This is a genomic window from Mesorhizobium sp. P160927, from assembly GCF_057766385.1.
This window is the reverse complement of sequence record NZ_JBYMDW010000001.1, coordinates 2,839,470-2,858,460: the sequence shown is the minus strand read 5'-3', so window position 1 is coordinate 2,858,460 and position 18,991 is coordinate 2,839,470. Positions and strand designations below refer to the sequence as shown.

Genomic DNA, 18,991 nt, shown 5'->3' with positions numbered 1-18,991 from the left:
CCGGAAAATACCGAGTTCGGGAGGATGCCGGTGCAGACCAAGAAGATCATCAATGACGGCAACCGTGCCGTCGACGAAATGCTCGAAGGGATCCTCGCCGCGCATCCTCGCCATCTCACAAGCGTGGACGGCAGCCCGCGCTCGATCATCGCCCGCGACGGACCACGGCCCGGCAAGGTCGGGCTGGTGATCGGCGGCGGCTCCGGCCACGAGCCGACCTTTCTCGGCTTTGTAGGCAAGGGGCTGGCGGACGCGGCGGCTGTCGGCAACGTCTTTGCCTCGCCGCCGCCCGATCCGATCCTGGCATGCGCCAAGGCGGTCAGCGGCGGCGCCGGCGTGCTCTTCATGTACGGCAACTATGCCGGCGACGTGATGAATTTCGACATGGCCGCCGAAATGGCCGCCATGGACGACATCGAGGTGCGCACGGTGCTGACCACCGACGACGTCGCCTCCGCGCCGCGTGACGAGCGGCGGAAGCGCCGTGGAGTCGCCGGTAATTTCTTCATCTTCAAGGCGGCCGGTGCCGCCTGCGACCTGATGCTCTCCCTCGACGAGGTCGAGCGCGTCGCGCGCAAGGCCAACGACCACACCTTCACCATGGGCGTGGCGCTGTCGCCCTGCTCGCTGCCGCAGACCCGGCGGCCGAATTTCGAGATCGGCGCCGACGAGATGGAAATCGGCATGGGCATTCATGGCGAACCCGGCATCGCCCGCGGCAAGCTCGGGACCGCCGACGAAATCACCGACGAGATGCTCGACAAGATTTTCGCCGAGATGGCGCCGAAGCGCGGCGACAAGGTCGCGGTGCTGATCAATTCGCTGGGATCGACGCCGCTGATGGAGCTCTACATCATGAACCGCCGGGTCAAGCAGAGGCTCGACGCCATCGGCGTTTCCATCCACGCGACCTGGGTCGGCAATTACTGCACGTCGCTGGAAATGGCCGGCGCTTCGGTGACGCTTTTCCATCTCGACGAAGAATTGCAGGCGATGCTCGACCACCCCTGCGACTGCGCCATGTTCCGTGCCGGCTGAGGACCGCTCCATGACCATCGCTGCGTTCGACCTGAAAAGAATGTTCGATGCGATCGCGGTGGCGATGGAAGCCGACAGGGACCGGCTTTGCCAGCTCGACGGCGTCATCGGCGACGCCGACCATGGCATTGCCATGGCGCTTGGGTTCAACGCCGTGCGCGATGCGCTGGCGTCGCTCGACCTTGCGGCGGCCGAGCCGACCGCGCTCCTCAACACCGCGGCGAAATCATTCCTCAATGCGGTCGGCGCGTCCTGCGGCCCGCTCTATGCCACCGCCTTCATGCGCGCCGCCGCCACCGTCAAGGGCAAGGCGACGCTGGCGGATGCCGATGTCGTCGCGCTGCTGCAGGCCATGGCGCAAGGCATCAAGGATCGCGGCAAGGCCGAAACCGGCGAAAAGACAATGGTCGACGCCTGGCAACCGGCGGCGGAAGCAGCCGGCGCCAGCAATGCAGCAGGAAAGAACCTTGCCGAAAGCCTCCAGGCAGCTTTTGCCGCCGCCGAGCGCGGCGCGGAATCGACCAAGGACATGATTGCCGCCAAGGGCCGCTCGTCGCGGCTCGGCGAGCGCTCGCTCGGCCATATCGATCCCGGTGCGGCTTCGGCCGTCACCGTCATCGGCGCGATGCGCGACAGTCTCGCTTAGCTCTTCGCCGTGTCGAGCTTGTTGATCGCCTCAACGTTGCCGGCCGACGGTCCCTTCTCGTCGAACTCCGAGGCCAGCCAGGTATCGACAATGGCCTTGGCCAGTTCCGGGCCGATGACGCGGGCGCCCATGGTGATAATCTGGGCATTATTGGATTTCGCCGCGCGTTCGGCCGAATAGGTGTCGTGGGTGAGTGCGGCGCGGATGCCCGGCACCTTGTTGGCCGAGATCGAGACGCCGATGCCGGTGCCGCAGAACAGGATGCCACGATCGTTCTCGCCGTCGACGATCGTCTGGGCAAGTTTCCGTGACAGGTCGGCATAAAAGCCGGCCTGGCTGAGGTCGCTGACGGTGAGCCCCGGCTTGGTCGCCAGATGCGCTGATATGACGTCGAGCAGCGGCTTGCCAGCGCTGTCGGCTCCAATGGCTATTTTCATCTTTTGTCCTTTCCGGTTCGATGATTCAGATGGCGGCCGACGCGCGGCGCAGGATGTCGATGTAGCCTTCGGCCTGCCAGGCCGAGCGGCCGATGAACAGGCCGTCGATGTTGGGCTGGGCGATCAGTTCCGCGGCATTGCCCGGATTGACGCTCCCGCCATAGAGCACCGGCGGCACGGTCGGCAGCAGACCGCCGGCGACCTTCTTGATCAGCGCCTGCTGCTTGTCGGCATAGTCGGAACTGGCCGGAATGCCCTTGTCGCCGATCGCCCAGACCGGCTCGTAGGCGAACAGGATTTTTGCTTCCCTGGCCCCGCCCTCGATGAATCGCAGTGCGCCCTCGACCTGGCTGGTCAGTACCTCATCGGCCTTGCCGCTTTCGCGCTCGGCCAGCGTCTCGCCGACGCAGATCAGCGGTATCAGTCCGTGCTTGACCGCTGCCGCCGTCTTCAGCCCGACCGTGCGGTCGGTCTCGCCGAAGTGCTCGCGCCTTTCGCTGTGGCCGAGTTCGACCAGGTCTAGGCCGCAATCGTTCAGCATCACCGGCGAGATCTCGCCGGTCCAGGCGCCGGCGTCGGCCCAATGCATGTTCTGCGCGCCGACCTTGATGCGCGTCGCCGACAGCGCCTGCCCGACCTCGCGTACCGCCGTGAAAGGCGGGACGACGAAAGGCTGGATGCGATCGTCGAAACCCGCCACGAAGCCGGCCAGTGCGCCCGCAAAATCAAGCGCCTCGGCGAGCGTCTTGTTCATCTTCCAGCTTGTACCGACCCAGTAAACCACGCGTACACTCCTTGATCCTCAATCCTTGTCGGCGACCACCGTGAGCGAGACGCCGGCCGCATCCAGTGTGTCTTGCATTCCGGGCCCCGGCTCGCGCCCGGTGAAGACGGCGTCGAATGCCTTGAGATCGGTCAGGAAATGCAGAGCGCTGCGGCCAAACTTGCCGTGATCGACAAGCAGATATTTGCGTGTCGCGGCGGCCATCATCAGTCGCTTGGCCTGCACCACTTCCTGGTCCTGATGGAAGGCGGAGGCGCCATGGATGGCGGACGACGACAGGAAGGCGACGTCGGCGCGCAGCGACCGCAGCGAAGCCTCGGCGAGCAGCCCGAAGAAGCCGTGGAATTTCTTCGAGTACTGGCCGCCCAGCGCGATCATGTTGATGCCTGCGGCACCGGCCAGATCTTGGATGACGGCGAGGTTGTTGGTGATCACCGTCAGTGGCCTGAAATCGGCGAGATACCGCGCGATACCGCCCGCGGTCGAGCCGTCGTCGATGATGACCGTCTGGCCGGGTTCGATCATGGTCACGGCCGCCGCCGCAAGGCGCTGTTTTTCCCCGATCGCCTGCTTCTGCCGGTAGCGAAAATCGCTTTCAAACAGACTGCTCGGCTGAATCGACGCGCCGCCGCGCACCTTGCGCAGCAAACCGCTCTCCTCGAGCTCGTCGAGGTCGCGATGCACGGTCATCCTGGATACGCCAAAGCGGGAGGCAAGATCGTCGACGCTCGCCGCGCCGGCGTCCACCAGGAAGTCCATGATCCCTTGGCGTCTGTTGTCGCTCTTCATTCTCGCCGACCCGCCAACGCAGAACCCCTGGCTCCTTGATCGAGCGAAGATATAACAGATATGATCGCGTAAGTATCATAGTTTTTGTGATAATGAGATATTTCCGTGGGATATTTCGCCGGCTTTTATCACGCCGCTGTAACAAGAATTGCTGCCGGGACGGTCTGTCACGGTTGCGGTTGCGCAGGATTCCGGCCAGAAGCATCGGTGGGCTGAACGATGCGCGGGCGGCCCGCAACCACAGGTTCGAAACCAGATACGGGAGACTAATCGTTGGCTCGCATCACACTGAGACAATTGCTCGATCACGCCGCCGAATACGGCTATGGCGTGCCGGCCTTCAACATGAACAACATGGAACAGGGCCTCGCCATCATGGAGGCTGCCGAGGAGACTAAGTCCCCGGTCATCCTGCAGGCGAGCCGCGGCGCCCGTGCCTATGCCAATGACGTGGTGCTGGCCAAGCTGATCGACGCGCTGGTCGAGATCCATCCCGACATCCCGGTCTGCATGCATCTCGACCATGGCAACAACGAAGCCACCTGCGTCACCGCGATCCAGCACGGCTTTACCTCGGTGATGATGGACGGCTCGCTCAAGGAAGACGGCAAGTCGCCGGCCGACTATGCCTATAATTCCGGCATCACACGGCGCGTCGTCGACATGGCGCATTGGGGCGGCGTGTCGGTGGAAGGCGAGATCGGCGTGCTGGGCTCGCTCGAGAGCGGCGGCGGCGAGCAGGAAGACGGCCACGGCGTCGAAGGCGCGATCAGCCACGACCAGCTCCTGACCGATCCGGTGCAGGCCGAACAGTTCGTGCGCGACACCCATGTCGATGCGCTGGCGGTGGCCATGGGCACCAGCCACGGCGCCTATAAATTCTCGCGCAAGCCCGACGGCGCGGTGCTGGCGATGAACGTGATCGAGGAGATCCATCGCCGCTTGCCGAACATGCATCTGGTCATGCACGGCTCATCCTCGGTGCCGGAGGATCTGCAGGAGATCATCAACAAATATGGCGGCCAGATGAAGCCGACCTGGGGTGTCCCGGTGGAGGAGATCCAGCGCGGCATCAAGCATGGCGTGCGCAAGATCAACATCGACACCGACAACCGCATGGCGCTGACCGGCGCTATCCGCAAGGTGCTGACCGAAAATCCCAGCGAGTTCGATCCGCGCAAATATCTGACGCCGGCGATGGCGGCGATGAGGAAGCTCTGCAAGGAGCGCTTCGAGCAGTTCGGCACCGCCGGCAATGCGCCGAAGATCAAGCCGCTGCCGGTTTCGGACATGGCCAAGCGCTACAAGTCGGGCAGCCTCGATCCGAAATTCGCCTGAGTTCGATCGGGTTGCATTTCATGGACAGGAGCCACGTGGGCTCCTGTCCGATCTCTATCCGGCTTTCGGCAGCAGGCCAGGCCTGCCGGTCTCGATGAACGGTGCCCAGAAGTCGACCGACTCGCGGATCATGGCGACCACCTGATGGTCGACCGGCTCGCGCTCGCGGAAGGATAGTTCGAGGCAGATTTCGTTGTCGGTGCCGCCGCCGCGTCGCACCGTCTCCAGCAGCTTCTCAGGCGTGATGCGGCCGTCCTTGTTGTAGGCCGCGGTGAATGGCCAATGGCCGCCCTTGTTCATCGACGATTGCTTGATGTGGATGATCGGCGACTTCAGAGGGAAAGCTTCGGCCCAGGCATAGGGATCGATGTCGGCCGGATTGGAGGAAGTGACGTCGCCATGGTCGATGTCGACCATCATCTCCAGCGGAATGGCCATGCCGGCCGCGTCGATCGCCTCCTGCAGCATCCGGCAATTCTCGATGGTGTGGCCGAATTCGCGACCGACCGACATCGGCTCCCAGAATAGATAAGTCAGGCCTGCCGCCCGGGCGTGCTCGGCGACCTCGCGCCAGCAGTCCAGCGCGATGTCGAACAGCCTGGCGCGACGGGCGGGGTCGTCATAGTCCCGATGCGTGAAGATGGCGAACTGCGTGCCCATGCCGTCGGCGCCAAGCTCGGCCGAGATATCGGCGAAGGTCTTGAACCAGTCGACATAGTAGCGGCGCACATCGGCATCCGGATGGCCGAAATGGTTCAGCCGGCCATAGGGGCCGGTCATGCCAGAGGTGACGCGCACGCCGGTGCGATTCAAGGCGTTGCGGAACAGGCGGACGAACTTGACGATCGTCGCCGCCGGCCAGCCTGGGTTGACGAATTCATGCGTGAGCTGAACGTCGCGAATGCCGATCTCATAGGCGACGGTATCGATCAGATCGTCCGGCTCGGCGAAGCGGTTGACCAGCGGATTGGTGTTGAGGGAGAGCGTGAAAGGCAAGGTCGCGATCCCTTCAACGCTGGCGCGGAACAGGGGCAATGAGCGCCATCAGCCTGCCCTCGCCTGCCGGCTCGCGCACCAATGCTCGAAGGCCGCCTTCTCCTCGGCGGACAAATGCAGGCCATGCTTGGTGCGCCGTTCGAGAATGTCGGCCGCGTCTTCAGCCCATTCCTGTTCGAAGAGGTAGTTCGCCTCGCGCTCGAAGAAATCCTTGCCGAAGCACCGCCCAAGTGCGGCGAGCGATCGGGCGCCGCCGACCACGGACCGCGTCCTGGTGCCGTAGAGCCGGCCGTAATGCTTGAGCAGCGATGCCGGCATCCATGGATACTCGTTTGCGAGGCTGCCAAGAAACTGTTCGAAGTCGGCATTGGCGATGTCGCCGCCCGGCAGATGCGCCTTCGCGGTCCAGGCTTTGCCCATGCGGGGAAAGAACGGTGCGATCCTGTCCAGCGCATGCTCGGCGAGTTTGCGGAAGGTGGTGATCTTGCCGCCGAAGACGGAGAGCAGCGGCGCCTGCGCGTCCGGCGCGTCGAGTTCGAAAATATAGTCGCGCGTCACCGCGCTCGGATTGTCGGCATTGTCGTCATAGAGCGGCCGGACACCGGAGAACGAATGGACCACGTCGCCCCGCGCAAGGCCGCGCTTGAAATAGCGGTTGACCACTTTGATGAGGTAATCGATCTCGCTCTCATCCGCTCTCACATCCTCGGGCCGGCCCTCGTAGGGGATATCGGTGGTTCCGATCAAGGCCAGATCGTTCTGGTACGGATTGATGAAAATGACGCGCTTGTCGTTGTTCTGGACGAGATAAGCCTGCCTTCCATCCCAAAATTTGGGTACGACGATATGGCTGCCCTTGACGAGGCGGACATTGCGCCTGGAGTTCTGGCCAGCAACGCGGTTGACGATGTCGTTGACCCAAGGGCCGGCGGCATTGATCAGCGCGCGGGCCCGTACACTGGTTTTGATGCCGGTCCTGACGTCGCGCATCTCGACAACCCAGAGGCCGCCCTCGCGGCGGGCCGCGGTGCAGGCGGTGCGGGTGAGGACCTTCGCTCCCCGTTCGGCGGCGTCGAGCGCATTGATGACGACGAGGCGGGCATCGTCGACCCAGCAGTCCGAATATTCAAAACCGCGCTTGAAGCCGTCCTTGATCGGCGCCCCCTCGGGCGCTGTGCGCAGATCGAGCGTCCGGGTGGCGGGCAGCCGCTTGCGGCCGCCGAGATGGTCGTAGAGGAAGAGGCCGAGCCGCACCAGCCATGCCGGCCGGTCGTCCGGGCTGTGCGGCAGCACGAAGCGCATGGGCCAGATGATGTGCGGCGCCGATTCCAGCAGCACCTCGCGCTCGATCAGCGCCTCGCGCACCAGGCGGAATTCGTAATATTCGAGGTAGCGCAGACCGCCATGGACGAGCTTGCCCGAGCGCGAGCTGGTGCCTTCGGCGAGATCGTCCTTTTCGCACAGGATGACGGAAAGCCCGCGGCCGGCGGCGTCGCGCGCGATGCCGGCGCCGTTGACGCCGCCGCCGATGACGAAGAGGTCGACGATGTCAGGGCCGACGCTCATCTTGCCGTCACCCCGCTGCCGAATTCTCGCATCATGGCCATCGCTCTCAGCACGGATTGACCGGAGGCAGGCCAGCCAGGTAGCGGCGCACTTCCTCGGCGGCCTGCTCGGCGGCATAGGTCACGGTGCGCACCGAAGCGCCGGCGATATGCGGCGTCAGCGTCACGTTTGGCAGCTGCAGCAAGGGCCAGTCCGAGGGCACCGGTTCGACCGCGAAGGTTTCCAGCATGGCGCTGGCGATCTGCCCTGAAACCAGCGCCTCGTAAAGTGCGTCGTAGTCTACCAGCGGGCCACGCGCCGTATTGACGAAGATCACGCCCGGCTTCATCCGCGCGATGGTGTCCTTGCCGATCAGACCGCGTGTCTCCTGCGTCACCCGCGAATGCAGCGTGACCACATCGGAGCGCGACAGGAGGTCGTCGAGCGCAACCAGTTCGACGCCAGCGTTGCGATCCTCGGCGCTCAGTTGCACATAGGGATCGCTGACCAGGACGTGGCAGCCGAAGGCGCGCAGCAGGCGCACCACCTTCGTGCCGATATTGCCGTAGCCGACCACGCCGACGGTCATTTCGCCGAGTTCGCGGCCGGTGCGGTCGGCGCGGTAGAGATCGCCGCGCCATTCCCCCTTGCGCAAGGCCTCGTGGCCGACCCGGATCAGCCGCGTCTCGGCAAGGATGGCGCCGATGGTGAACTCGGCCACGGCCGTGGCGTTGCGGCCGGGCACATTGACCACGGTGATGCCATGCGCCCTAGCCGCTTCCATGTCGATGTTGATCGGGCCGCCGCGCGACACCGCGACCAGCTTGAGCCCCGGCAGACGCCGCATCATGCCTTCCGACAGGGGCGCTAGCTGCGTGACGAGGATTTCGGCATCGCCGATGAAATCGACGACCTCGTCGGGCTGGCCAAAATATTCCTTGACCTTGTCGAGGCCGAGCGCGGCGTTGCCGAACTCCATCGGCTCGTCGGGCCAGGCCGTCTGCAATGTCCTGATATCGAGGTCGCCACCGGCGACCTTCTCGACTTTGGCGCGAAACACCTCCGGCAGCATGAAGTTGTCGCCAATGATCGCTATTTTCCTCAGCATACTCGACTTCTCAATTTTCCTGCGATGTCGCCATGGAACGCCAGACCGGCCGCAGGGCCTGGTGCGCCAGCATGTAGGACGGGGTCATCCTGTCGTAGATCGCGGCGAGGCCCGGGTCGCTTGGCTCGGCCTCGCCGAGCAGCGGCGTCACCCATTCGCCGACGCATTCGTCCATGGAGGCGTATTGACCGACGCAGACGGCGGCGATCATTGCGGCACCCGCCGCACCGGCCTCCTCTCGCGCGCTGGTGCGCGTGTCGGCACCAATGGCGGCCCCCAGGATCCTGCGCAGCGCCGGGCTTCTGGCGGCGCCGCCGGTCAGGCGAATTTCGCGAGGCAGCGGGCCCATGGCGGCGTAGCAGTCGCGCGCCGCGAAGGCCAAGCCTTCGAAGACGGCGCGCACCAGATCGGCGTAGCCGTGGCGCGACGAAATGCCGACGAAGCCTGCCCTGGCGTTGGCATCGACGAACGGTCCCCGCTCGCCGGCTTCCGACACGTAGGGCTGGTAGAGCAGCGAAGCTGGCCGCGTGGCCGCGATCCAGGCATCGACCAGCGCGATCATCTCGCCATTGCTGCGGGTTATGCCTTGCGAGGCGAGGATGCCCGAAGCGAGGCCAAGCACCCAGTCGATGTTGAGCGTCGCCGCCATGTTGGACTGCATCTGCGCGAAGACGCCCGGCGCCGGCATCGCCATCGTGTAACCGGTCGCCGCTTCGTTGAGCTGCACATCATCCGGGGTCTCGGCCAGCCGCATGTGCATGCCGGTGGAACCGATGATCGAGCAGCCGGGCTTGCGTTCACGGTCGAGGAGGCCGGCGCCGAGCGCGGTGCAGACGACGTCGACATAACCGAGCACGACGGGTGTGCCGGCAAACATGCCGGTGACGTCGGCGGCGGCCGGCGACAGTCCGGCGCTGTGCCTCGTGCCGTCGATGATCGGCGGCAGCAGGTGCCTGAGATCGGCGACGCCGAGGACGTCGAGCACCTCCCCACTGTAGTCACGGGTGCGGAAGTCGCCGAAAGTGAAGGTCCCTTCGGACGGATCGGTGGCGCGTTCGCCGGTCAGCTTGAAATAAAGCCAGTCCTTGCAATGGAACGCGGTCGCCGCCTTGCCGAGCATTTCGGGCATGGTGCGCTTCATGAAGGCGAACTGCGAGCCTTGCTGGCAGGCGGCAAGACCGCTGCCGGTCTTTTCGAAGCGCAGCCGGTCATCGGGCCGCGCACGGATTTCTTCGACGATGCCGGCGGCGCGCGCGTCGAGCCAGAGCCAACCCTTGGCCACCGGCTCGCCCTTGCCGTCGATCAGCCAGGTCCCGTCGCCCTGCCCGGTCACCGCGATGGCGACGGTCCGGCTGGCGAGATCGGGCACCTTGTCGGCAAGCTGGCGCAGGGTCGTGGCGGCATCGGCCCATGTGCGGGACAGATCCTGTTCGGCGCCGCCGCCCGGCAGCGTCTCATAGTGGTTCGGCGTTGCCGCGGCCGCGATCTGGCGGCCCTTCGTATCGAAAGCGATGGACTTGATGACAGAGGTGCCGGCATCTATGCCGATCAGTACGTCGCGCATCACGCGAGCTCCATGCCGTGCGAGATCGCAATGCCGCTCGCTTGGTCGAAGACGTGCAGGTTTTTGGGATCTATGCTGACATTGATCGGCGCGCCGAGGTCGAGCCGGGTGCGGTCATGCTCCACCAGTACCAGCGAGCCGCCGGCGAAGTCGGCGGCGATGTGGGTCTGGTCGCCGAGCCATTGGTTGGCCGAGACCCTGGCCGGAACACCCTCCTTCGAGCGCCGGACCGCGTAGGGCCTGATGCCGATAACCACCCGCTCACGGCTGAGCAGCTGGTCGCGAACCGGAGCGCTGAAGGCGTCCTTGTCGTAGTCGAGCGACAGCCCGTCGGGCAGCCTGAGATTGATGCGGCCGGCGGCCGTGCCGACAAAGGCCTCGAAGACGTTCATCGGTGGCTCGCCGACGAAGGTGCCGGTGAACAGGTTCGCCGGGCGCTCCTTGATCCGGTCCGGCGTGTCGAACTGCTGCAGCACGCCACCCTCCATCACCGCGATGCGGTCGGCCAGCGCATTGGCCTCGGTCTGGTCGTGGGTGACCAGGATCGCGGTCAGGCCACGCTCCTTGATGAAGTGCTTGATGCGGCCGCGCAGCACGGCGCGAAGCTGCGGTTCGAGCTGGCCCATCGGCTCGTCGAGCAGATGCAGGTCGGCCTCGCGGATCAGCGCCCGGCCGAGGCTGGCGCGCTGCTGCTGGCCGCCGGAAATGGAGCTGGGATAGCGCTCCAATATGTCCTCGATCTCCAGCAGCTTGGCGATGCTGGCGACCTTGGCGTCGACCTCGCTCCTGGGCAGCCGGGCGGCCTTGAGCGCGAAGGCCATGTTCTCGCGCACGGTGAGCGGCGGATAGAGCGAATAGCCCTCGAAGGCCATCGCCACATTGCGTTTGACCGGCGGCAAGGTGTGTACCTTGCGGCCCGCGACCGCGATCGCGCCGCGCGACACCTCCTCGAAGCCGGCAATCATGCGCAAGGTCGAGGTCTTGCCGCAGCCCGAAGAGCCGAGCAGCGCCACGATCTCGCCCTTGCCGATCTCCATCGTCAGGTTCTTGACGGCGTGAACGCCCCTGTCGATCGGGCCATAGAATTTGTCGACGCCTGATATGGTGAGCGCGCTCGGGCTCATGCCGCTTCTCCGTTGCGCAGTTTGACGACATTCCTGGCGCCGATGCGCTCGCCGCTCGCCCGATCGAACAGCAGGGCGCTCCTGCCGTCGACGGCGATATGCGCCTTGCCTTCGCTGCGCCCCGGCGTTCCGGCCGGGCGCGAGACCAAAATTTCACGGCCGCGCACGGTGCGCACCAGCGTGACGATCTTTTCGTTGAGCGGCGTCTCCGCCTCGACGGTCACCGGAATGGCGCCGGGTTCGTTCTCGCCAACGAAATGCAGGGCCTCGGGTCTCAGCCCGATGATGCAGTCGCGGCCGATGGCGGCCTCCGGAGCATCGGTGAGATGGACCTGTACATTGGACAGGCCGACATAGACCCCCCGGGCATCGCGCGCGGGCTTGACGTCGAGCAGATTGATGGTCGGATCGCCGAACAGCCGCGCGATCTCGACGTTGGCCGGCTCACGATAGATCTGCTCGGGCGTACCAAGCTGCCTGATGACGCCTTGCGACATCACCGCGATGCGGTCGCCGAGCGCCATGGCTTCCTTGTAGTCCTGAGTAACGTAAACGACGGTGGCGCCGCGATCGGCGAGCAGCCGCGGCAGTTCGAGCCGCATCTCGAAACGCAGCTTGGCGTCGACATTGCGCAAGGGATCGTCGAGCAGAAGGAGCGGCGGCGAACCGACCAAAGCGCGGGCAAGGGCCGTGCGCTGCTTCTGGCCATTGGAGAGAGCGCGCGGCTTGTGGCTCAGCACATGGCCGATCTTCAACAATTTGGCGACGCTCTCGACCCCGGCCTTGATCGCGCTCTGCGACGAGCGCTTGGCCGCCAGCGGCGTCGCGATATTGTCGAAAGCGCTCATATGCGGAAACAGCGCGAAATTCTGGAACGCCATGCCGACGCCGCGGAATTCCGCGTCGACATCGGTCATGTCCTCGCCGCCGATAAGGATCTTGCCTTCGTCCGGATCGATGACGCCGGCGACCAGCCGCAAAAGCACCGTCTTGCCGGCGCCCGAGGGACCAAACAGCACCAGCGTCTCGCCATCGGCGACCGTCAGCGACAGATTGTCGAGGACGGTCTGGCTCTTGTAGCGCTTGACGACGTTTCTGAGTTCGAGGCTGGCCATTTCTATCCTTTCACCGCGCCGAGCGACAAGCCCTCGACCAGATAGCGCTGTGCGTAAAGGGCGAGCGCCAGCGTCGGCGTGATCGACAAGACGATGGCCGCCGAAATCTGGCCGTACTGGATGCCCGATGAAGTGATGAAGGCCAGCGCGCCGACCGTCACCGGCTGCTTGTCGGCCGAAGCCAACACCAGCGCGAAGACGAAATTGTTCCAGGCGAAGATGAAGGCGAGCAGGCCTGCCGCCGCGATGCCGGGGCCGGCGAGCGGCAGCGCGATCTTGCGGAAGGTGGCGAACCAGGAATGGCCGCCGATGCGGTAGGCATATTCGATGTCGGCCGGAATGTCCTCGAAATAGCCGCGCACGATCCACAGGATCAGCGGCAGGCATATCAACTGGTAGACCCAGATCAGGCCGATATAGGTGTTGGCAAGGCCGAGCTTCTGGAAATAGAGGGTCAGCGGCAGCAGGACCAGAAGTGCCGGCGCGAACTTGAACGACAGCAGCGTGAAGGCGATGTCCTCCGAACCGCGGAATTTGTGACGCGCGAAGGCGTAAGCCGCCGGCACGCCGAGCAGCAGCGAAACGGCGACCGAGGTCACCGACAGGAACACCGAATTCCAGAGATTGCGCATGAAGGCGATGTCGAGCGTGCCGGCGGCGGTCATCAGCTTGCCGGTGATCAACGCCGTGTAGTTGGCGAGCGTCGGATCGAAGATGAGCTGCGGCGGGATGCGCAGAATGGTCTCGTTGGTCTGGAACGACATCATGAATATCCACAGGATCGGGAACATGAAGAAGATCACGACCAGCGTCAGTGCCGCGCCGCGCAGGATGCGTTCGAGAAGCGAGGTATGTTCCATCGCCGCCTCCTATGCCTGGCCGCGGGCGCGTTCGCGCAGCCTGAGCCAGTTCTTGATGAAGATGTTGGAGAGGAAATAGGTGATCGCCCACAGGATGATCATGAGCGCCGCCGAGCGGCCGACATTGGTCGACTGGAAGAAGTTGAGATAGGCCTCGACCTGGAACACGGTCAGCGTGTCGCCCGGCCCGCCTTGGGTCATCGCGTAGATGATGTCGAACTGCTGAATGGAATCGAGCAGCCGGAACAGCGTCGCTGTCAGGATGTAGGGCGTCAGCATCGGCAGCGTGATGCGGAAGAAGACGAAGCTCCTCGGCACGCCGTCAAGCGCGGCGGCCTCGAAGGGCTGCGTCGGCAGGCTGCGCAGCCCAGCGAGCAGCAGGATCATGATGAATGGAGTGTAGACCCAGATGTCGACCAGCACGACGGTGAACAGCGCCGTCGACGGCGACGACGCCCAGCGAAAATCCTGCAGCCCGATGAGGCTGGCGAGATAGCTCAGCACGCCGAAGCCCGGATTGGTCATCAGCTTCCACATCAGTGCCGCCAGCGCGGGTGCCGTCATCAGCGGCATCAACAGCATGATCGAGATGAAGTTGTTGAGTGTCGAGCGCTTCTGCAGCAGCAGCGCGATGGCGAGACCGAGAAGCAGTTCCAGCACGACCGTGGTGCCGGCATAGAGCAGCGACACTTTCAACGTGTTCCAGAACTTCGGATCGGTGAAGAAGGAGATATAGTTGTCGCCCCAGTTGAACTGGCGCGCCCAGGGCTGGCTCAGACGATAGCGTTGGAACGAATAGACCACCGAGGTCAGGAACGGGATCAGGATGCCTATGCAGACCAGCAAGGCCGGCAGGCTGAGAACATAGGGCAGCACCCGCTTGCTGATCCTGAAGCCGGATGGCTTGAGCCTTTGCGATACCACCGCAGTCATCGAGCTGCTCCGTTGTTGCTGTCGCTTCGCCCTGCTGGCCGCCCAAGGGAGCAAGGCGGCCGGTGGGGCGAAATGGCACCTTTCGGCACCGCATCGCAAACATGAAAGATGTGGCGAGGGCCGAACCGCCAAGCAGGCCGGCCCTCGTTGCGACTTAACCGAGGCCGGCTTCCTTGAGCTGGCCGTTGATGCTCTCGGCGAGCTTGTCGAGGCCCTCGTCGACCGGCACTTCCTTGGACACCATCTTCTGCAGCGTCGCCGCCCATTCGGTGGTGAGATCGAAGAAAAGCGGCTGCGCCGTGAACTTGATCGAGGCGCCGGGTGCCGAGGCGTCGAACATCTCGACATAGCCCGGATAGCTCTTGTTCAGCTTCTCGCGGAAGACCTCATCCTTCCAGACCGACTGGCGGACTGGGTTGACGAAATCCATCTTGGTGGCGCCGAACAGCGCATGCTCGGGTCCGGAGGCCCATTGCATGAAGTACCATGTGGCGTCCTTGTCCTTGGAGAAGTTGGACATCGACAGCGACCAGATCCAGATGTTCGGCGTTGGTGCCTTGGCCTCCGGATTCGCCTTGAAGGCGGCGAAGGCAAGCTTGCCGGCCATCTTGTTGTCGCCGCCATTCATGAAGTAGCCGAGGATATCGGCGTCGAAGATCATCGCCGAGGCGCCGGCGCCGAGATCGGTTCCGACCTGGTACCACGTATAGGTCGACCAGTCCTTCGGGCCGCTCTGCTGGATCATCTGCACCCACTGCTTGTGGAAAGCCTTGGATTGGGCGGTGTTCATGGCGGCCGACAATTTGCCGTCGGCCGACACATTCAGGTCCTTCTGGTCGAAATTGGCGTAGGCCGACAGGAACCCCGGGTGAATGGTCGCCCAGGAGCGTGAGCCGCGCACACCAATGCCGTAGACGCCGCCACCGACATCCTTGGTGAGCTTGGCGGCAGCGGCCACCATCTCGTCCATGTTGCCGGGAACCTTGACGCCCGCCTTGTCGAACATCGCCTTGTTGTAGGTGATGTTGTTCTGCTCGAACCCCCACGGAATGCACCACTGCTTGGCGTCTTCCGATCCCAAAGCTCCGCCCGGCTTGCCGTTCCATGCGCAGGAATTCTTGACGCCTGGCAGGAAGTCGTCCCAAGCATAGTTCGGGTTGGTCTTGGCCGGATCCTTGATCCATTCGTTGAGGTCGGTGATCCAGCCGGCTGGGCCATAGGTCCAGGTCATGTACGCGCCGGTCATGAAGGCGTCGTATTCGGGCGAGCTCGCCGACAATGCGGCCGTCACCTTGTCGAAATAGACGTCTTCGGGGAATACGTCGTAGACGACGTTCATGCCGGTCAGCTTCTTGAAGTTCTCAAGATTGGCGATCATGGCGTCGGCATATGGATGCTTGTTGAGCAAGAGCTTGATGGTCTTGCCCTTATGCGCCTGCCAGTCGAAGTCCGCGGCGAGCGCGCGGGTCTGGCCCAGGTTGAGCAGCGTGCCGGCGGTGCCGGCGGCGAGGCCCATGGCACCCAGGCCCTTGATCAGTCCACGACGGTCGACTTGTCCGCGCAGGAAGGCGTCTATCAGGTCTTTCTCTTTCTCATGCATTTCGTCTTCTCCTCCACAGGGTAGTTTCAACTGGACTGTTGCCGGCTACCCGACCGGCGTCTCTTCCACGAGCGATCGCGCCGTGCGCTCGTCCGTTATCAGGCCCTCGAGATAGCGCCCCTCCAGCACCGACTTGATGGCGCGAACCTTGATCCTGCCGCCGGCGACGGCGACAATCCGGCGGCTGGCGATATCCTCGCGCGCCAGGGCCAGCGCCCGGTTGGAAACGGTTGTCGCCACTGCCTTGCCGGCCTCGTCGAAGAAATGGCCGAGCAATTCGCCGACACCGCCATTGCGACGGATCTCCTCCATCTCGCCCTTCTCGATCATGCCGGTGGCGACAAGCGAAGCCTCGCGTTCGGCGGTGCCGATCCCAGCAAACAGCAGGTCGGCCGATCTGGCGAGATCGAAGACCTCGCTGATCCCCTTCTGGCCCAGCAGCACGATGCGGTCCTCCGCCGTGTTGGCGAACATCGGCACCGGCATCACATAGGCTTCGGCACCGGTGCGTTCGGCGAGACGGTGGATGACATCATGCGGGTTGGCCGAGAATTTCCGGGTCAGGCCACCAAGCAGCGACACGAAACGGATGCGGTCGGTGGTGGTGCGCGGCAGATATTCCACGCAGGCCGCGAGCGTGCGGCCATGGCCGACGCCGATCAGCGCCTGCTCGCCGCGCTCGATCTCGCGCTTGAGGAACTGCGCGCCGGCGATGCCGAGCGCCTTGAGCGGCAGATCCTCGGAATCGAAATCCGGGACCACCTCGCAATAGTCGAGGCCGTAGCGGCGGGACAATTCGTCCTCGAGCTCGACGCATTCCGACACTTCGCCGTCGATATAGACCTTCACCAGCCCTTCCTGGTTGGCCTTGGTGATGAGGCGGTGCGCCTTGAGACTGGTCAGCCCCAGCCGCTTGGCAACCTCGGACTGGGTCAGGCCGCCGGCGTAATGAAGCCACGCGGCCCGCGCCGCCATGCTGGCATCGTCGTCCCGAAAAAGGCCGTTTCCAAAACCAACCACGTTTCCGTCCCGATGATATTTTTATCAGTTGCTGCAAAATTTTTCACATGGCTTGGCCGAAGTCAAGCGCCACCTTCAAATGGCGTCGCGTCTGGTCGGCTGCCGCGCGACGGTTCGGCCGGGCACCTCAGGAGGGCAAGAGGTTCTTACTTCTTCGCCAGCGTGGACGTGCTTCGTCTGCCGCTTGGCGTGCTGACCGGCGTCGGCTTCATCGGCGGCGACGCCATCCTTCGGCGCGGCGATCTCTGACTGGGATCACCACTGCGGCCACCATGTGGATCATGACGATGATCGGACTTGCCTTTGGCGGGGCCAGTTTGGTCTTGCGGCAATTGCAACCGTGCTGACGCTACTGACACTTCAGGTGTTGAAATGGGTCGACCTCAAGTTGCCGCGCGACCACTATGCGGTCCTGTCGGTTTCCTGGGCAAAAGGATCCCCACCTGACCTTCCCAAGAGGGTGCGGCCGCTCGGCTATGGCGCGCGCCTTGCCAAGGTCGAGAATCACTCCAGCCGCGACCGCTTCGTGTACTCGTTCAATCTCGAATGGAGACAGCCCGATGCGACCCGAACCCTAGACGGCAATCCTGGCACTGGTCGCCCGCGAATGCGAGATCGAGCGATTCGAGCTCATCGGCGAGAAGGCGTCCTGAAGAGCACCGTTTCCGGCCCTGGCACGCGACAGATACCGCGGGTCGCCTGCCCGGGAGTGTTAATTCGAACGGAAGGCTACTGCAAGGTCCGTGCGGCGGACGGCATGGAATGGCCATGTGCCATGCCGGCATCGGCATCACCCTCGCCGAGCGAACGATCGAGGCCCGTCGCCACCACCGAGACCCTGAAGCGGCCTTCCATGCTCTTGTCGAAGATGGCGCCGACGATGATGTCGGCGTCCTCATAGACCTCTTCACGGATGCGCGTGGCCGCCTCGTCGACCTCGAACAGGGTCATGTCCCGGCCGCCCGAAATCGACACCAGCACGCCCTTGGCGCCCTTCATCGACATTTCGTCGAGCAGCGGATTGGCGATCGCGGCTTCCGCCGCCTTCATCGCCCGGCCGTCGCCGGAGGCCTCGCCCGTTCCCATCATGGCGCGGCCCATGCCGCGCATCACCGATTTGACGTCGGCGAAGTCGAGATTGATCAGGCCTTCCTTGACGATGAGGTCGGTGATGCAGCTGACGCCGGAATAAAGCACCCTGTCGGCGATGACGAATGCATCGGCAAAGGTGGTCTTGGCATCGGCGATGCGGAACAGGTTCTGGTTGGGGATCACGATGACGGTGTCGGCGGCTTCGCGCAGCCGCTCGATGCCTTCTTCCGCCATCTGCATGCGGCGCCTGCCCTCGAAGGTAAACGGTTTGGTGACGACGCCGACCGTCAGGATGCCGGCCTTGCGCGCCGCCTGGGCGATGATCGGGGCCGCACCGGTTCCGGTGCCGCCGCCCATGCCGGCAGTGACGAAACACATGTGGGTGCCGGCCAGATGATCCATGATCTCGTCTAGCGATTCTTCGGCCGCGGCACGGCCGATCTCGGGCAACGAGCCGGCGCCAAGGCCTTCCGTGACGTGGGCGCCAAGCTGGATCAGCCGCGTCGCCTTCGACATGGTAAGCGCCTGGGCATCGGTGTTGGCGGCAATGAACTCGGTTCCCTGAAGCTGTTCCACGATCATGTTGTTGATCGCGTTGCCGCCGCCGCCGCCGACGCCGATCACGGTGATCTTGGGTCTCATCTCGGAGATTTCCGGCTTCTTGAACTCGGCCATGCCTGCTTCTCCTTCGCCAATTGCGTGCGCTTCACGACCCACAAGCAGACTGCCTACAAGACATTGCAATCGAGCGGCATGACGCGAATCAGTCCGTTCGGATGGGTGCCCCAAAAAGCCAGAGAGCGGCCGGACGTGCAAGTGCGTGAAGGTCAAGTTTTGTGATGAAGAGGCCGAGCTGCGAGGACGACTGTCCGGTTTCGCACGATCGCGATAATGTCGTCGTCGATCAGGCACCAAGCGGATGCCTGCGATGGATGCGTAGAACTCGCATTGCCGATGGCCATCGATGGCTGAGCGAGATTCCTACGGACTTCGTCAGCAATC

Annotated in this window: 18 protein-coding genes; 4 read left to right on the top strand and 14 right to left on the bottom strand. The window is 64.0% G+C overall.

From position 1 onward, the window contains the following. Nucleotides 1-24 precede the first annotated feature (24 nt). Both AC3CB8_RS13765 and dhaL read left to right on the top strand, forming a co-directional pair. The gene (locus tag AC3CB8_RS13765) at nucleotides 25-1,038 is read left to right on the top strand and encodes a dihydroxyacetone kinase subunit DhaK (protein ID WP_198019187.1); all 1,014 of its coding nucleotides are present in this window, start codon (nucleotides 25-27) and stop codon (nucleotides 1,036-1,038) included. A gap of 10 nt (nucleotides 1,039-1,048) precedes the next feature. Continuing rightward, the gene (gene dhaL, locus AC3CB8_RS13760; protein ID WP_352562985.1) at nucleotides 1,049-1,684 is read left to right on the top strand and encodes a dihydroxyacetone kinase subunit DhaL; all 636 of its coding nucleotides are present in this window, start codon (nucleotides 1,049-1,051) and stop codon (nucleotides 1,682-1,684) included. Here the strand turns inward: dhaL and derI are convergent. Genes derI through AC3CB8_RS13745 form a run of 3 tightly spaced genes read right to left on the bottom strand, consistent with a single transcriptional unit; the run spans nucleotide 1,681 to nucleotide 3,694 of the window. Next, nucleotides 1,681-2,121 (bottom strand): D-erythrulose-4-phosphate isomerase, encoded by a 441-nt coding sequence (gene derI / locus AC3CB8_RS13755; RefSeq protein WP_023771101.1) that lies wholly within the window; start codon nucleotides 2,119-2,121, stop codon nucleotides 1,681-1,683. The genes dhaL and derI overlap by 4 nt on opposite strands. A gap of 25 nt (nucleotides 2,122-2,146) precedes the next feature. After that, the gene (locus AC3CB8_RS13750) at nucleotides 2,147-2,905 is read right to left on the bottom strand and encodes a triose-phosphate isomerase (protein ID WP_352546563.1); all 759 of its coding nucleotides are present in this window, start codon (nucleotides 2,903-2,905) and stop codon (nucleotides 2,147-2,149) included. An 18-nt stretch (nucleotides 2,906-2,923) separates the two neighbouring features. Further along, the gene (locus AC3CB8_RS13745) at nucleotides 2,924-3,694 is read right to left on the bottom strand and encodes a DeoR/GlpR family DNA-binding transcription regulator (protein WP_023782261.1); all 771 of its coding nucleotides are present in this window, start codon (nucleotides 3,692-3,694) and stop codon (nucleotides 2,924-2,926) included. 273 nt (nucleotides 3,695-3,967) lie between these two features. Between AC3CB8_RS13745 and fba the strand changes: the two genes are divergently transcribed. Further along, the gene (gene fba, locus AC3CB8_RS13740; protein ID WP_352546564.1) at nucleotides 3,968-5,032 is read left to right on the top strand and encodes a class II fructose-bisphosphate aldolase; all 1,065 of its coding nucleotides are present in this window, start codon (nucleotides 3,968-3,970) and stop codon (nucleotides 5,030-5,032) included. 54 nt (nucleotides 5,033-5,086) lie between these two features. Here the strand turns inward: fba and AC3CB8_RS13735 are convergent, their stop codons facing one another. The 10 genes from AC3CB8_RS13735 to AC3CB8_RS13690 form a co-directional block, all read right to left on the bottom strand. Next, nucleotides 5,087-6,028: a sugar phosphate isomerase/epimerase family protein gene (locus tag AC3CB8_RS13735; protein ID WP_352572388.1), complete on the bottom strand. Its 942-nt coding sequence runs from the start codon at nucleotides 6,026-6,028 to the stop codon at nucleotides 5,087-5,089. A 48-nt stretch (nucleotides 6,029-6,076) separates the two neighbouring features. Then, on the bottom strand, nucleotides 6,077-7,594 hold the full coding sequence (locus tag AC3CB8_RS13730) for a glycerol-3-phosphate dehydrogenase (protein ID WP_352562983.1): 1,518 nt from the start codon (nucleotides 7,592-7,594) through the stop codon (nucleotides 6,077-6,079). A 46-nt stretch (nucleotides 7,595-7,640) separates the two neighbouring features. Further along, the gene (locus AC3CB8_RS13725; protein ID WP_023771107.1) at nucleotides 7,641-8,681 is read right to left on the bottom strand and encodes a 2-hydroxyacid dehydrogenase; all 1,041 of its coding nucleotides are present in this window, start codon (nucleotides 8,679-8,681) and stop codon (nucleotides 7,641-7,643) included. A gap of 10 nt (nucleotides 8,682-8,691) precedes the next feature. Further along, complete coding sequence (locus AC3CB8_RS13720; protein ID WP_352562982.1) at nucleotides 8,692-10,245, bottom strand: FGGY-family carbohydrate kinase; 1,554 nt, start codon at nucleotides 10,243-10,245, stop codon at nucleotides 8,692-8,694. Beyond that, on the bottom strand, nucleotides 10,245-11,369 hold the full coding sequence (locus tag AC3CB8_RS13715) for an ABC transporter ATP-binding protein (RefSeq protein WP_023771109.1): 1,125 nt from the start codon (nucleotides 11,367-11,369) through the stop codon (nucleotides 10,245-10,247). Before AC3CB8_RS13715 ends, AC3CB8_RS13720 begins: the two co-directional genes overlap by 1 nt. Next, complete coding sequence (locus AC3CB8_RS13710) at nucleotides 11,366-12,484, bottom strand: ABC transporter ATP-binding protein (protein WP_023771110.1); 1,119 nt, start codon at nucleotides 12,482-12,484, stop codon at nucleotides 11,366-11,368. Before AC3CB8_RS13710 ends, AC3CB8_RS13715 begins: the two co-directional genes overlap by 4 nt. A 2-nt stretch (nucleotides 12,485-12,486) precedes the next feature. Beyond that, the gene (locus AC3CB8_RS13705) at nucleotides 12,487-13,344 is read right to left on the bottom strand and encodes a carbohydrate ABC transporter permease (protein ID WP_023771111.1); all 858 of its coding nucleotides are present in this window, start codon (nucleotides 13,342-13,344) and stop codon (nucleotides 12,487-12,489) included. A gap of 9 nt (nucleotides 13,345-13,353) precedes the next feature. Beyond that, the gene (locus AC3CB8_RS13700; protein ID WP_015318968.1) at nucleotides 13,354-14,277 is read right to left on the bottom strand and encodes a carbohydrate ABC transporter permease; all 924 of its coding nucleotides are present in this window, start codon (nucleotides 14,275-14,277) and stop codon (nucleotides 13,354-13,356) included. Nucleotides 14,278-14,431: 154 nt separating this feature from the next. Beyond that, the gene (locus AC3CB8_RS13695) at nucleotides 14,432-15,877 is read right to left on the bottom strand and encodes an ABC transporter substrate-binding protein (protein ID WP_023771112.1); all 1,446 of its coding nucleotides are present in this window, start codon (nucleotides 15,875-15,877) and stop codon (nucleotides 14,432-14,434) included. A 45-nt stretch (nucleotides 15,878-15,922) separates the two neighbouring features. Continuing rightward, nucleotides 15,923-16,897 carry a sugar-binding transcriptional regulator gene (locus tag AC3CB8_RS13690; protein ID WP_352562981.1) on the bottom strand — a complete coding sequence of 325 codons (975 nt, stop codon included), beginning with the start codon at nucleotides 16,895-16,897 and terminating at the stop codon, nucleotides 15,923-15,925. On the opposite strand from AC3CB8_RS13690, the gene AC3CB8_RS13685 reads away from it, so the two are divergent. Next, a complete protein-coding gene (locus AC3CB8_RS13685; RefSeq protein WP_245273867.1) occupies nucleotides 16,826-17,146 on the top strand; it encodes a hypothetical protein in 321 nt (106 codons plus the stop codon). The genes AC3CB8_RS13690 and AC3CB8_RS13685 overlap by 72 nt on opposite strands. A gap of 480 nt (nucleotides 17,147-17,626) precedes the next feature. Here AC3CB8_RS13685 and ftsZ read toward each other — a convergent pair whose 3' ends face one another. Then, the gene (ftsZ, locus tag AC3CB8_RS13680) at nucleotides 17,627-18,664 is read right to left on the bottom strand and encodes a cell division protein FtsZ (protein WP_023771114.1); all 1,038 of its coding nucleotides are present in this window, start codon (nucleotides 18,662-18,664) and stop codon (nucleotides 17,627-17,629) included. Nucleotides 18,665-18,991: the final 327 nt, after the last annotated feature.

Bases quoted from the DNA above. Each gene is read 5' to 3' on its own strand.
- AC3CB8_RS13685 (WP_245273867.1), top strand. From the start codon at position 16,826: ATGAAGCCACGCGGCCCGCGCCGCCATGCTGGCATCGTCGTCCCGAAA.
- AC3CB8_RS13725 (WP_023771107.1), bottom strand. From the start codon at position 8,681: ATGCTGAGGAAAATAGCGATCATTGGCGACAACTTCATGCTGCCGGAG.
- AC3CB8_RS13715 (WP_023771109.1), bottom strand. From the start codon at position 11,369: ATGAGCCCGAGCGCGCTCACCATATCAGGCGTCGACAAATTCTATGGC.
- AC3CB8_RS13705 (WP_023771111.1), bottom strand. From the start codon at position 13,344: ATGGAACATACCTCGCTTCTCGAACGCATCCTGCGCGGCGCGGCACTG.
- AC3CB8_RS13720 (WP_352562982.1), bottom strand. From the start codon at position 10,245: ATGCGCGACGTACTGATCGGCATAGATGCCGGCACCTCTGTCATCAAG.
- AC3CB8_RS13700 (WP_015318968.1), bottom strand. From the start codon at position 14,277: ATGACTGCGGTGGTATCGCAAAGGCTCAAGCCATCCGGCTTCAGGATC.
- ftsZ (WP_023771114.1), bottom strand. From the start codon at position 18,664: ATGGCCGAGTTCAAGAAGCCGGAAATCTCCGAGATGAGACCCAAGATC.
- dhaL (WP_352562985.1), top strand. From the start codon at position 1,049: ATGACCATCGCTGCGTTCGACCTGAAAAGAATGTTCGATGCGATCGCG.
- AC3CB8_RS13695 (WP_023771112.1), bottom strand. From the start codon at position 15,877: ATGCATGAGAAAGAGAAAGACCTGATAGACGCCTTCCTGCGCGGACAA.
- derI (WP_023771101.1), bottom strand. From the start codon at position 2,121: ATGAAAATAGCCATTGGAGCCGACAGCGCTGGCAAGCCGCTGCTCGAC.
- AC3CB8_RS13710 (WP_023771110.1), bottom strand. From the start codon at position 12,484: ATGGCCAGCCTCGAACTCAGAAACGTCGTCAAGCGCTACAAGAGCCAG.
- AC3CB8_RS13765 (WP_198019187.1), top strand. From the start codon at position 25: ATGCCGGTGCAGACCAAGAAGATCATCAATGACGGCAACCGTGCCGTC.
- AC3CB8_RS13745 (WP_023782261.1), bottom strand. From the start codon at position 3,694: ATGAAGAGCGACAACAGACGCCAAGGGATCATGGACTTCCTGGTGGAC.
- AC3CB8_RS13730 (WP_352562983.1), bottom strand. From the start codon at position 7,594: ATGAGCGTCGGCCCTGACATCGTCGACCTCTTCGTCATCGGCGGCGGC.